This is a genomic window from Streptomyces sp. NPDC032472, from assembly GCF_040636955.1.
GTDB lineage: Bacteria > Actinomycetota > Actinomycetes > Streptomycetales > Streptomycetaceae > Streptomyces.
In genome coordinates, this window is record NZ_JBEZVK010000044.1 from 31840 (window position 1) to 44925 (window position 13086).

Consider the following 13086-nt stretch of genomic DNA (forward strand, 5'->3'; position numbering starts at 1 on the left):
CGGGCCCCGTCACGGCAGCGCCACCACCTGGGCCGCGTGCGCCAGGCCCGCACCGAAGCCGACGAGCAGGGCGAGCCCGCCACTGGGCACCGGGCCCTGGGACAGCAGCGCATCGAGCGCGAGCGGGACGGACGCGGCGGAGGTGTTGCCGGCGGTGACGACGTCCTTGGCCACGGCGGTGTGCGGGGCGAGGCCGAGGGACCTCGCGGCGGCGTCGACGATCCGGGCGTTGGCCTGGTGCGGAACGAAGGCGTCCAGGTCGGCGACGTCCAGCCCCGCCTTGTCGAGGGCCTGCCGGGAGATCTCCGGGACCACGCGGGTCGCCCAGCGGAACACCTCCGGACCGCTCATCCGCAGCGCCGGCCACGGATCGTGCGGGGCGTCGCGGTCCGCCGGCCAGGTCCGGTCATGGGCGATCATGTGGTGGCGTTCCCCGTCGGAGCCCCACACCACCGGGCCGATGCCGGGCGTCTCGGACGGACCGACCACGACCGCCCCCGCGCCGTCGCCGAACAGGAACGCGGTGCCGCGGTCCTCGGGGTCGACGATGTCGCTCATCCTCTCCGAGCCGACCACCACGACGGTGCGGGCGTCCCCGGAGCGGACCAGCGCGTCGGCCAGGCCCAGCGCGTAGCAGAAGCCCGAGCAGGCGGCCGAGACGTCCAGGCTGCCGGCGGAGCGGGCGCCCAGCAGGTGCGCGACGCGGGGCGCCGCGGCCGGGGCCTGTTCCAGGAAGGACATCGTGGCCAGCAGCACCATGCCGACGTCGCCGGGATGGGTGCCGGACTGGGCCATCGCCTTGCGGGCCGCCTCGGCCGCCATGGTGATGACCGTCTCCCCGGGGCCGGCGAAGCGCCGGGTGACGATGCCGGACCGGCGGCGGATCCACTCGTCGCTGGAGTCGATGCGCGCGCAGACCTCCGCGTTGTCCACCACCCGCGTCGGCCGGTACGTGCCGATGCCGAGGATGCGGGAGCCGGGGCTGCGCCGGGGCGTGCGGAGGCGGCCCATCACGCCTCCCCGGCGGCGACGGTCGCGGCGGCCGTGCCCGCCGCCACGGTGGCGGGCTCCAGCTCGCCGTTCTCGTAGCGCCGCTTGCAGGCCCGGCGCTGCACCTTGCCGCTGGAGGTCTTCGGCAGCGTCCCGCGCCGTACGACGAGGACCTCGTCCGGAGTGATCCGCTGCCCCTCGCGTACCGCCTCGTGCACGCGGCGCAGCAGGGCGTCGGCGCCGAGGGAGTTCAGCAGCCGGCCGTCGGTCTCGACGACCACCACGAGCCGCTCGCGCCCGCCGTCGTCGCTGGAGAAGGCGGCCGCGCAGTTGGGGTGCAGGCCCGGCACGGCGCGCTCGGCGGACAGCTCGATGTCCTGCGGGTAGTGGTTGCGGCCCTTGCGGATGATGACGTCCTTCAGCCGACCGGTGACGTACAGCTCGCCGCCGTACAGGAAGCCGAGGTCGCCGGTGCGCAGGTGGGTGCTGCCGGCAGGGCCGTCCTCGCCCGCGACCCGGGCCCGGAACGTCTCCTCGCTCGCCTCCCGGCGGCCGAGGTAACCCCCCGCCACACAGGGCCCGTCGACCCAGATCTCGCCGACGCGCCCCTCGGGCAGGCCCCGCCGGGTGGCCGGGTCCACGATCCGGACCCGGGTGCGGCCGACCGTGCCTCCGCTGCCGACCAGGGGCACGGCTCCCTCGGCCCGCTCGCCGACGGGCTGTGCGCGGCCCTCGCGCAGGCCCTCGGCGGACAGCCAGAGCACGGAGGGCTCGCGGTCCTGGCGGCTGCCCGTGGCCTTGAGGGTGTTCTCCGCCAGGCCGTAGCCGGGGCACATGGCGCGCGGGTCGAAGCCGTACGGTGCGAAGGCGTCGGTGAAGGACCGGATCGTGGACCAGCGCACCGGCTCGGCGCCGTTGGCGGCCACCCGCCAGCGCGACAGGTCGCCGACGGCGCCGGTCCTGCCCTCTGCGGCGGCCCGCGCGCACAGCTCGTAGGCGAAGCTGGGCGCCGCCGCGTGGGTGCCGCCGAACCGGGCGATGGCCTCCAGCCAGCGGGCCGGGCGGCGGATGAACGACTCCGGGGCCATCAGGTACGAGGGGATGCCGGCCCACAGGGGGAGCACGACCCCGAAGAGCATGCCCATGTCGTGGAAGAGGGGCAGCCAGTTCACGACCGTGCCGTCCGGCTCGCACGGCCACAGCTCGTCCGTCTCCACCACGTTGGCCAGGAAGTTGGCGTGGCTGACCACGACCCCCTTGGGGTCGCCGGTCGAGCCGGAGGTGTACTGGAGCAGCGCGATGTCCCCGGGGCCCGGCGGCGCCGGCGGCTGCGCGGCCGGCTCGTACACGGCGGTGTCCGTGGCCAGCAGGGTGAGCCCGGCCAGGTCGGGCAGGTCACCGAACCGCTCCCGCAGCTCGCGGGCGGCCTCGGCGGTGGTCAGCACGGTCGAGGTGCCCGCGTCGTCGGCGATGCGGCGCAGCCGCTCGACCTCCTCCCGGCGCCGGGGCACCTGCACCGGGGCGCCGGCCACGCGTCCGTACATGCACCCGAGGAGGGTCCGTACGAACTCCAGGCCCGAGGGGTAGAGCAGGACGGCGCTGCGGCCGGAGAGTCCGGCGGCCGCGAACGCCGCGGCCCGGCGGCCGGCATCCTCGTGCAGCGCCCGGTAGGTGAGCGTCTCGTGCGGTTCCTCGCCGTTGCGCAGGAAGACGTAGGCGGTTTCGTCGGGCTGCTTTTCGCTGCGCAGCCGCAGGGCGTCGGGAAGTGTGGTGACGTCCGTGTGGGGATGCGGTCCGGTGGTGCTCACGGTCAGATCTCCTTGTCGGCCGGTCGGGGTGCCGCTGCGCGCGGGAAGGCCGACCCGCGCGCAGCGGCAGGCGGTCGGCGGCGGGGCCTGCCTAGGCGGCTTCCGGCTCCCCTTCCGGGACCGGACGGTCGACGGCCAGGCGCCACTCGCCGTTCTCGTTGCGGATCAGCACGTCGGTGCAGGTGCCGTGCATGTGCACCGTCTGGCCGTCGGGGGTCGGGACGTCGAGCTTGTAGTCCACGATCAGCAGCGAGGTGTCGCCGGTCGTGTACGTCTGCAGCACCTTGGAGTCGATCCTCGGTCCGGAGGCGAGGAACTCCTTGAAGAACGCGGTGCGCTCCGGGCCCGACAGGGGGGCTCCGGAGATGTTGGAGACCGCGTCATCGGTGTACATGGAGTCGTACAGCGCTCCGTCGCCCGAGTTGAAGATGCGGACGAACAGCTCGTTGAGCTTGTCCGGATCCTCGGAAATCTCGAAGTCTATGAGATTGCTCATGGAATTTTCTGCTCCCCATCTCTCCGCGGGCACGTGCCGGTTGGCAGAATTGCGGCGTGCAGCAGCTTGGTCGAATGCGGTCCGGAGCCGGTCACGGTGGGGTAACCACGGCGCCCGGAAGGGCGGTGAGCTGCCGGTTACCCGGCGATGGGGAGGGATCCATGCCTCGCCCGCAGCCCCCGGCCGCAATCCCCTGGACGCTTACCTCGCGGTAAGTGGTTACCTTCAAGTCAGCACTTACCTCTAGGTCGGCAACTGGCTTATGGTCAAGTTGTGTTACTGGTGGGGAAGGAGTGTCTGGCCATGCGGGGGGCGGGCACCGCGCCGACGGTGCGGCGTCGGCCGGCATGGCGGAGATCGGCCGGAAGTCGCCACGGATGGCCGAAAGGACTCCGGTGGGACCGGGCATGTCCGGTCCGTTTGCCGCACATTCAACGGGGAAGTGCGCGGCGGAATCGGTGAGTCGTTCTCTCCTTTACTCCGAGGGCTGTCGGTCAACGTGTCGTGTGAGCGAATAGGGGGAGCTGTGCAATTTCGCGTCCTGGGTCCTCTGGAGGCTTTGGATGAGGGCTGTCCTCTCGGCCTGGGAGGCACCAAGCAGCGGGCAACGCTCGGCTACCTGCTCCTGCAGGCGAACCGGGTGGTGTCCACCAGCCAACTGCTGGAGGCCCTGTGGGCCGTCGACGATGCGCCGATGTCGGCGCGCAAGATCCTGCAGAACGCCGTCTGGGGGCTGCGCCGGGCCCTCACCCCGTCCGGTCCGGAGGGAGGGCCGAGCCCGCTGGTGACCCAGCCGCCCGGCTACAAGCTCACCGTCGACCCCGCAGACGTCGACCTCTACCGCTTCCAGGCCATGGCAGAGCGCGGCCGTGAGGCCCTCGCCGCGGGCAGGGCGCAGGACGCCGCCGTCCTGTTACGGCAGGCGCTGGACTTATGGCGGGGCCCGGTCCTGGCGGACCTGGTCGAAGCGGGCATCGCCTGGCCCGAGCTCTCCGCCGTCCAGAACGCCCGGCTGGGTGCCATGGAGGACTACTTCGACGCCGAGCTCGCCCTCGGCCGCCACCACGCGGTGCTCGGCGAGCTGGAGGCGATGGTCGAGGACACCGCCCTGCGGGAGCGCTCCAGCGGCCAGCTCATGCTGGCCCTGTACCGCAGCGGCCGCCAGGCGGACGCGCTGGGCGTGTACAGCAGGGTGCGGTCGGTGCTGGTGGAGGAGCTGGGCCTGGAGCCCGGCCGGGAGCTCCAGGCGCTCCAGCAGGGCATCCTGAACCACGATCCCCGGCTGAACGCGCCCGGCGGCGAAGCCCACCGGCCCGACGCCCCCGTGCACCGCCTGCCCGAGCCGGCCGCCGCGGTGGTCCCGGCCACGGCACCCCGGCCCGCCCCCGCCCCCGCCCCTGCCGCCCCTGCGCCCGTACCGGTGCCGCTGCCGGTGGCCGTACCCGTACCCGCACCAGCACCCGTGCCCGTACCCGGCCGTGAGCCCGCGGCCGCCGCGGAGGCGGTTCCGGCGCAGGAGGGCGCGCGGCCGACGCGCCCGCGGCCCGGGCCGGACCGGGAGGCGGCCACCCGCCGGAAGGTCAGCGTCCTGTTGATGCGGACCCAGTTCGACACCAGCGGCGTGGAGGGCGACGCCGAGGTCGTCGACGAGCTGCTGGAAGGCGCCTCCCGGTGGATCCACCAGAACATCGAGTACTTCGGCGGCCGGGTCACCGCGGCCATCGGATCGATCCTGATGGCGCTCTTCGACACCGGCGAGGAAGGCGCCGAACACGCCGAACGGGCGGTGCTCGCCGCCCTCGCGACCCAGGACGGCCTGCGCTCCGCCGTCCTGCCCGCCGCGCCGCCCGCCCTCCGCGACGCCCTGTCCTTCCGGGCCGCGGTCGCCACCGGCGAGGCCGTGCTGCGCTACCGGCCCGACGACCGCGAGCAGCCCTCGTCCATCAACGGCAAACTCCTCAACAGCTGCGACTCGCTGCTCTCCCGCGCCCAGGCCGGCGAGATCCGCGCCTGCGACGCCACGCGCACGGCCACCGAGGCGATGATCGGCTACCGCAACCCGACCGACGGCGACGGCGGGAGGCACTGGACGGTCCAGGGCATCCGCCGGGAGTACGTCGGCAGCCTCAGGATGCCCACGGTGGAACGGGAGTCCGAGCTGTCGGTGCTGACCGGACTGCTGGAGCGGGCCCGGTACCGGGCGACACCCCACGTGGTCACGGTCCTCGGCGACCCCGGCATCGGCAAGACGCGCTTCCTCGCCGAGTTCGGGCGCACCGTCGGCGCCCGCGCGTACGTCGCCCGCCTGAGCCTGTCCCGCGGGCCCGGCTCGGCCCCCGCCGGCGGTGTCTTCGAGATGCAGCGGCAGCTGGTGCATGCGCTGTGCCAGGTCGACCCGGCGGACCCGCCCGCGGTGGCCCGGGACAAGGTGACCCTCGCCGTGGACCGGCTGGTCGACGACGAACAGCGCGCGGCCCGGCTGCTGGAATGCCTCGGCCAGTACACCGATCCCGACGCGGCGGGCGTACCCGAGGAGCTGGAGCCCTGGCGCCGGTTCCTGGAGACCACCGCGCTCGAACGGCCGCTCCTCCTGCTCGTGGACGACCTGCACCAGGCCGACGGGGCGGTGCTGGACTTCGTCGCCGGGCTGGCGGACTTCTCCGGCGTCCCGCTGCTCGTGGTGGCCACGGCCCGCCCGGAGTTGCTGCAGCTGCGCCCGGAGTGGGGAGGCGGAAAGCGCCACGTCACCACGCTCACCCTCGACCCGCTGTCGGACGCCGCGGTGGACGAGCTGCTCGACTGCCTGCTGCCGGACGACCCGAAGGCGGAGGCGAAGGACGGCGGGAAGTGGTTCCGCAGGGCGCTGCGGATCGGCCTCGGCGACCGGCAGGACGAGCGGCGCAGCTATCTGCGCTCGGTGCTCTCCATCCACCGGCCGCGGTACGTCCGCGTGGCCGGGAGGCCCTGCCGGACGGCCGGCTGAGGAGAACGCGGAGGCCCGGTCGGATCGACCGACCGGGCCTCCGCCGTCTTGCCCGCGTGGGCACGGCCCTGCGGATGAGCCCCGCAGGGCGCGGGCAGGGCGCGGGGCCTCAGGCCCCGGCGGCCGCCTCGGCCGGGAGTTCCTCCCTCCGGGGCAGGTGCTCCCGGCCCCAGGCGCCGAGGGGTTCGAGCGCCTCGAACAGCTCCTCGCCGCTGGGGGTCAGCGAGTAGACCACGCGCAGCCGGGTGTCGTCGTGCATCGTGCGCAGGACGATCCCGTCGGCCTCCAGCTCGCGCAGCTGCTGGATCAGCACCTTCTCGCTGACTCCGGGGACGAGCCGTTTCAAAGCGCCGAACCGGTGCGACTGATGGCGCAGGGCCCAGAGAATGAGGACCTTCCACTTGCCGCTGATGACTTCCATCGCGGCATCGAGGCCGCAGAAGACCGGCCGTGCCCTTACGCTCATTTTCTTCTCACCCTCCCCGAGTGTCCCGTACACATACGGGTGCCACCAGAGTCGCCAGCGTAACAAAGCGCATTGCCCACGCGGGCGTTCACGGGATATTTCGAGCCGTCAACTTCCGCCGAAATCAAGCCGTTTCACCGAGCGAACAGGGCCTGCTCGTTCTGGTCGCGCAGAACGGAACACAGCGCCCGCAGCGCCTGCTCCAGCCGGTCCACCTCGGCGTCGGTGAGGAGGACCGACGGCTCGAAGCGGAGGGTGTTGACCGCGCTCGCCGTCGGGAACGTGCGGATGCGGTGCGTGCGCAGCAGGTAGCCGGAGACGACGTAGCCGAGGATGCCGCCGGCGGCCGCGTCCCGGATCCCGCCGGCCGCCGAGCCCGACTGGTCGTGGAACTCCAGCCCCAGCATCAGGCCCTTGCCGCGTACGTCCTTCACCACGTCCGGGAACTCCTCGCGCAGCGCGGCGAACAGCCCGAGCAGCCGCTCGCCCCAGGTCCGGGCCAGGCGGTACACCTCGCCGTCGCCCGCCTCGACCAGCTCCAGCGTCTTCAGGGCGATCGTGTTGGAGAAGGCGTCCTTGGCGAAGGTGGAGCTGTGCACCAGCTCGAAGTCCGGGCGGTACCGGCCCTCGCGGATCAGGGTCACCGCGGCCTTGGCGATCCCGCCGCCCAGCCCCTTGGCCAGGGTGTAGTAGTCGGCCTTCAGCCCGATGAGGGAGCTGGCGAAGAAGGCGCCGGTACGGCCCATGCCGCTCTGGATCTCGTCCACGACCACGGGGCAGTCGGCGGCGCCGCAGGCCTCCCGGATGGCCTGCGCCATCTCCTCGGTGACCACCCGGATCCCGCCCTCGCCCTGGATGACCTCCAGGACGAACGCGGCGAAGACCGGGAAGGGCCGCTCGACGAGGCGCACCTCGCCGTCCTCGACGGCCACGTCCAGGACGTGCGCCCGCTCCTCGCCCATCAGCTTGGCCACGGCCGGCGGCTGGTCGAAGGGAAGGAAGCGGGCCTGCGCGGCCATGGACGCGAACGGCAGCCGGAACGAGGCGTTGTGCGTCAGCTGGACGCTGCCCGCCAGCTTTCCGTGGAACCCGCCCTCCAGCGTCAGGAACACGGGCGGCCGGGCGGCCTGCTCCGCATTGTGCCGCCGTACGTGCGCCACCAGTTCCCCGTACGCCTGCGCCCCGCGCCCGCCGGAGCCGGCGAGGCCGGCCGCGCGCGCGGCCCCGTCCGCCACGCCGGCGCGGCCCGCCTCCACCGCGACGCGGGCCTCCTCCAGGTGCACGGCGATCTCCGCCTCCAGGGCGGCGATCTTCATGCCGCGCTCGAACACGGCGTGCTTCAGCGCGACTTCCACCGACTCGGCACCGCTGTTGGAGAACACCGCGTAGTAGGGCTCCCCGTCCCCGACCTCGCGCTGGACGATGCGGTTCAGGGCGGAGGCCAGCCCGCTCGCCGCCGTCTGCCGGGCGGCCTGCGCCAGCACCGGCGTACCCGAGTCGAGGAACTCCCGTGCGGCGGTCACGATCCCGGGGTGGTTGTGGCCCAGGATCAGGGCGCCGTACCCCCCGGCGTAGTCGAGGACGGGGATCTCCCGGCCGCTGTCGTCGCGGAAATGGAGCGTGTTGCCCTCGCCGCGTACGTACTCGACGTCGATTCCCAGGAACGACAGGAACTGGAGCATCTGCGGTTCCGCGAGTTCGTTCTCGGCCGAAGGTGCGCCCATGGCGGCCCCCTATTTCCTCTTGAGTGTCCGACACTGCGGTCCCAGGGTGCCAATGCGCGGTCACGCCGCGGTAAATACGGCCCGGCCGTACGGAGGTTAGCGGGGGATGACCTGCGAATGGAGGAAGTGCTGTGGTGCGCAGATACGTTGGCGGGGACTTTTGTTCATTCTCGGGCGAAGACGCCGGCCGCGGACTCGCGAACGACGGGAGAATACATGTCCGATCAGGAGGCCCCCACGTACCAGGGGGCCGCTGCGGCCCTGCGGGGGGCCATGGCCCGGTTCACCACCGGTGTCATCACCCTCACGGTGGGCGGGGAGCACGTACACGGCATGACCGCCAACGCCTTCAGCTCGGTGTCCCTGGCGCCCCCGCAGATCCTGTGCTGCGTGGCCCACAGCGCGGTCATGCACAAGGCGATCACGAACGAACGGCGGTTCGCCGTCTCCATCATGGGAGCGGGCCAGGAGGAGCTGGCCCGCTATTTCGCCGACAAGGAACGCCCGCTCGGCCCCTCGCAGTTCGCGGGCGTCGACTGGCGGCCGGGCCCGTACACCGGAGCGCCCCTCCTCTCGGGGGCCCTGGCCTGGCTGGAGTGCGAACTGGCCGATTCCTACGACTCCGGCGACCACTCCATCTTCATCGGCTCGGTCCTGCACGCGACGCGGGGCCCCGCCCGGCAGGGCCTGCTCTTCTTCGACGGCGCCTTCCACGCGGGCGCCACCGCCGTGCACTGACACCACCGACCGGCGGTCACACGAAAGCCGGCGCCCCCCTGTGCAGGGGCGCCGGCTTCCTCGTGCCGTCGCTCAGGCCGCCGACGACAGCCCCGACCGGCCGCCGCTGCCCACCGCCTTGGCCGCCTGCTGCGCGGCACGCAGCCCCGACTCGATGGCGCCCTCCACGAAGCCGACCCATCCGGTCGCGATGTCACCGCTCGCGAACGACACCCGGCCGCGCGGCTGCTGGATCGCCGGCAGCTGCGTGGTGAGCTGCCCGGGCCGCCGCAGCGCCCAGCCGCCCAGCGAGTACGGGTCCTTGCCCCAGTCCTGGGCCAGGACGCTCACCACGTTCGCCTCGGGCACCATCGTGCGGACGGCGTCCCGGACCGCGGCGGTGTTCGTGCCGTCAAGTGGCGGCTGGCTGTTGAACCCGACCATGAGCTGCCCCTCGGTCAGGGGGTTCTGCGAGAGCAGCGTGGTGAAGGGGCTGCCCTCGGCGCCGCGCGCCGCCACCCGGTCGGGCAGCCCGGTGACGTGCATCCACAGCTTGTTGCTGTAGGGGACGCCGACGCCCTGGGTCGTGGCCTGCTGGTGCACGGTGGGCAGGCCGGGCGTGAAGGCGATCGTCTTCCACACGTTCACTGGTACGGCGACCACCGCCGCCGGGGCCCGGTACACCTGGCCCGACTTGAGGGTCACCCGTACCCGGGTGCCGTCGTCGGCCACCGCGGCCACCGGGGCGTTCAGACGGAGCACCGCACGCGAGTCCGCCAGCATGGCGCTCAGCAGCGCGGTCATGCCGCCCGTGATGCGCTGGGACATCACGGCCTCGTAGCCCGCCACGTTGTTGCCGGCCAGGGACCACCACTGCGCCAGGGCGGTGTACGCCCCGATGGTGCTCGCCCCGCCCGAGTAGCCCGCGGTCGTCCCGCTGATCCAGCTCTCGTCCTGCGGCGACAGCCGCAGCTGGTTCAGCCGGTCGCGCAGTGTGAGCCGGTCGGCGGTGGCCAGCAGGTCCGCGCGGTACAGCGGATCGGTGGGGTGCGGGAAGAGCTCCTGGGCCCCCTCGAAGAGCTGGTTCATCAAGGTGGTGTACCGGGAGTCCACCTCCTCGGGCGGGAACGCCTGGAAGCCGGTGCCCGACGGCATGATGTAGCGGGTCGGCGGCGTGCCGGAGTAGGTGGTGATGCCGTAGCGCGTCAGCTCGTCGTGGACCAGCGGCTGGGTCGGGCCGATCCACTGGGCGCCCAGCTCCACCTGCTGGCCCTGGAACGTGGAGGTCCAGGTACGGCCCCCGATGCGGCCCCGTGCTTCGAGGATCAGCGGGCGCAGCCCCTTCGCCCGCAGCTCGCGGGCGGCGGTGACGCCGGCGTAGCCGGCGCCGATGACGATGACGTCGTAGGTCCCCTCGATCGCGTCGGGTCCCTCGGGGGTGTCCGCGAAGGCCGGTGCGCTCGCGGTCGCGGCCGCCGCCGCGACGGTCAGGGCGGTGAGGCCGCCTGCCTTGAGCAGGGTGCGGCGCGGCAGCCCCCGCCCGGCGGGGGCGGTGGACGGACGTCTCTCTATCTTCACGTTGCTTCCTTCGGTGATGCACCCCTGCGGTCCGGAACGCCGCAGGGGCGTTGCGGGCTCAGAGCAGCGGGGTGTCGGGGTCGAGACCGAGCAGGACGCGGCCGTGGACCTCCAGGCTGGAGGAGAGCAGGATCATGCCGTGCAGGGCGAGGCCCTGGATGTCGCGGTGGAAGCGCTGGATGGGCACCCGGCGCTGGATGGCGGTGGCGCCGCTGGCGTTGTAGAGGATGTCCACGGCCTCCTTGGCCAGCTGCACCGCGTAGGCGCTGTGGCCGCGGACCGCCGCCTTCTCCTCCAGGGTGGGCTGCTCGCCGGCGTCGGCGCGCCGCTGCAGCGTCTCGTACGTCCGGTCCATCAGGGCCTCGGCGGCGGAGATCTTCGCGTCGGCCGTGGCCACCTGGATCTGGGTGAGCGGGTGCTGCTTCTGGTCGGTCCAGGAGGTGTACGTGATGCCCCGTCCGGGGAGCCGGTCGAGGAAGGCGTCCAGTGCGCCGCGGGCGGCCCCCACCAGGGTGGCGACGCCCTGGGAGATGATGTAGCTGTACAGGCCGTACTCCCGGCCCGTGGGCTGCCAGTCCGCGGGGAGCTCCGCGAGGGCGGCCTCGAACGCTGCGGGGTCGGTCGGGACGACCCGGTGGGCGGGCACGAACACGTCGGTGGCCGTCGAGGTGCAGCTGCCGGTCGCGGCGACGGACGAGGTGTGCCAGTCGTCCTCGATGGTGAAGTCGGCCATGGGGACCATCGCGATGGCCTCCTCCACCCTGCCGTCCTCGTGCCGGACGAGCGAGGTCGCCACGTTCCACTGGGCACCGCGGCAGCCGGAGTTGAACTTCCAGGAGCCGTTGAGGACGAAGCCGCCCTCGGCCGGGGTCAGGACGCCCGAGGGGGTGAACCCGCCGGATATCCGCACGTCGGGGGTGGCGAAGACCTCCTTCTGGATCTCCTCCGGGAACAGCGTGATCATCCAGGCGCTGGACACCCAGACGCTCGCGATCCAGCTGGTGGACACGTCACCGCGGGCGATCTCGGCCAGGACCGCGGCCTGGTCGGCGAGGGAGAACTCCAGGCCGCCGAAGGCCTTCGGGGTGGCCATGCGGAAGACCCCGGCCTTTTCCAGGAGTTCCAGGTTCTCGTCCGGGATCCAGCGCCGTTCCTCCGCCTCGAATCCGTTCTCCTTGAGCTTCGGGAGGATCTCCCGCACCGCATCCACCAGGGATGCCGCCTCGACTGCATGCGTCGCCATCGCCGTCTCCTCGTTTCGTCAGGGGGCAACACCGGCAGCCTGGCAGAGGGAGGGCGCATTGCAGTCATGGCGCGGTAACCGGCCGTTCTCGGCCGGAACGGAAAAAGAATGTGCCCGGACGAAAGGGAATTCGTCCGGGCACACCCGTCGTTCTCGTGATCCGCCCTCCGGCGAAAACTACAGGCCCTGCGGCCGGTTGATGCGCTGGCCGAGACCGCCGTCGACGTTCAGTTCCTCACCGGTGGTGAAAGTGGCGTCGAAGGCGAGGAACAGCACGGCGCGCGCGATCTCCTCGGCCGAACCGTGGCGGCGCATCGGGGTGATCTCGTCACCGATCTTCTCGAACGCCTGGAGCATCTCGGGGCTGGCCCCGGTGATGCCGGCGGTCGGGGTGTGGATGAACCCGGGGCTGACCGCGTTGACCCGGATGTTCCGGGGCAGCAGCTCGGCCGCGATCACCTTGGTGAAGGCCCGCACCGCGGCCTTGGAACCGGCGTACGGGCCCATGCCCGGGTTGCCCGAGTCATTGGCGATCGAGGTGGTGAAGACGATCGCGCCACCGTCCTTGACCAGCGGGGCGAGCCGCTGGGCCGTGAAGAACGCACCCTTCACGTTCACGTTGAACGTGGTGTCGAACAACTCCTCGGTCACGTGCCCGAACGGGCCGGGCTGCGCGAAGCCGGCGTTGACGAACAGTAAGTCGATCTGCCCCAGCTTCTCCTCGACGATCCCGCCGAGGGCGTCGATGTCGCTCAGGAGCCCCGTGTCGGAGCGTACGACGTGTCCCTTGGCGCCGAGTTCGGCCTGGGCGGCAGCCAGGTTCTTCTCGTTCCGCCCCGTGACAAGTGCTTCACCCCCGGCCTCGACCAGGGCCTTGGCCGTGGCAAGCCCCATTCCGATGGTGCCGCCGGTGATAACCGCTTTCTTGCCCGCGTACGTGCTCATGAATTCCTCTCAACTGGTCCGCACGGAAAGCCATCAGCCGAAGCACGCCTTCCGGTCGCCGTCACAGCGTCACCCATGAAGGGCGTGGTCACAAGTACGAACATTCAGGTCAGTGGTTACCTCAAGGTAAGTGGGG

The 13086-nt window shown here is 72.1% G+C and carries 10 protein-coding genes; 2 read left to right on the top strand and 8 right to left on the bottom strand.

Annotated features, from left to right (window positions below; genetic code table 11):
* Positions 1 to 9: 9 nt before the first annotated feature.
* From AB0F11_RS26340 to AB0F11_RS26350, 3 genes are all read right to left on the bottom strand, one after another.
* Positions 10 to 1011 carry a beta-ketoacyl-ACP synthase III gene (locus AB0F11_RS26340; RefSeq protein WP_362178433.1) on the bottom strand — a complete coding sequence of 334 codons (1002 nt, stop codon included), beginning with the start codon at positions 1009 to 1011 and terminating at the stop codon, positions 10 to 12.
* Positions 1011 to 2798, bottom strand: coding sequence for a fatty acyl-AMP ligase (locus tag AB0F11_RS26345; RefSeq protein ID WP_362178436.1), 1788 nt, complete (start codon positions 2796 to 2798; stop codon positions 1011 to 1013). Before AB0F11_RS26345 ends, AB0F11_RS26340 begins: the two co-directional genes overlap by 1 nt.
* Before the next feature lie 91 nt (positions 2799 to 2889).
* Positions 2890 to 3294 carry a nuclear transport factor 2 family protein gene (locus AB0F11_RS26350; RefSeq protein ID WP_362178439.1) on the bottom strand — a complete coding sequence of 135 codons (405 nt, stop codon included), beginning with the start codon at positions 3292 to 3294 and terminating at the stop codon, positions 2890 to 2892.
* A 559-nt stretch (positions 3295 to 3853) separates the two neighbouring features.
* On the opposite strand from AB0F11_RS26350, the gene AB0F11_RS26355 reads away from it, so the two are divergent.
* Complete coding sequence (locus AB0F11_RS26355; protein WP_362178442.1) at positions 3854 to 6277, top strand: BTAD domain-containing putative transcriptional regulator; 2424 nt, start codon at positions 3854 to 3856, stop codon at positions 6275 to 6277.
* Between the two features lie 109 nt (positions 6278 to 6386).
* Here AB0F11_RS26355 and AB0F11_RS26360 read toward each other — a convergent pair whose 3' ends face one another.
* A complete protein-coding gene (locus AB0F11_RS26360; RefSeq protein WP_362178445.1) occupies positions 6387 to 6743 on the bottom strand; it encodes a helix-turn-helix domain-containing protein in 357 nt (118 codons plus the stop codon).
* A gap of 134 nt (positions 6744 to 6877) precedes the next feature.
* On the bottom strand, positions 6878 to 8467 hold the full coding sequence (locus AB0F11_RS26365) for an aminotransferase class III-fold pyridoxal phosphate-dependent enzyme (RefSeq protein ID WP_362178446.1): 1590 nt from the start codon (positions 8465 to 8467) through the stop codon (positions 6878 to 6880).
* Between the two features lie 216 nt (positions 8468 to 8683).
* Between AB0F11_RS26365 and AB0F11_RS26370 the strand changes: the two genes are divergently transcribed.
* Positions 8684 to 9205: a flavin reductase family protein gene (locus AB0F11_RS26370; protein ID WP_362178449.1), complete on the top strand. Its 522-nt coding sequence runs from the start codon at positions 8684 to 8686 to the stop codon at positions 9203 to 9205.
* Between the two features lie 72 nt (positions 9206 to 9277).
* On the opposite strand, the gene AB0F11_RS26375 is transcribed toward AB0F11_RS26370, so the two are convergent.
* The 3 genes from AB0F11_RS26375 to AB0F11_RS26385 all read right to left on the bottom strand — a co-directional run bounded on the left by AB0F11_RS26375 (position 9278) and on the right by AB0F11_RS26385 (position 12950).
* A complete protein-coding gene (locus AB0F11_RS26375) occupies positions 9278 to 10762 on the bottom strand; it encodes an NAD(P)/FAD-dependent oxidoreductase (protein ID WP_362178452.1) in 1485 nt (494 codons plus the stop codon).
* Between the two features lie 58 nt (positions 10763 to 10820).
* Complete coding sequence (locus AB0F11_RS26380) at positions 10821 to 12005, bottom strand: acyl-CoA dehydrogenase family protein (protein ID WP_362178454.1); 1185 nt, start codon at positions 12003 to 12005, stop codon at positions 10821 to 10823.
* Positions 12006 to 12182: 177 nt separating this feature from the next.
* Positions 12183 to 12950: an SDR family oxidoreductase gene (locus AB0F11_RS26385; RefSeq protein ID WP_362178457.1), complete on the bottom strand. Its 768-nt coding sequence runs from the start codon at positions 12948 to 12950 to the stop codon at positions 12183 to 12185.
* Positions 12951 to 13086 lie beyond the last annotated feature (136 nt).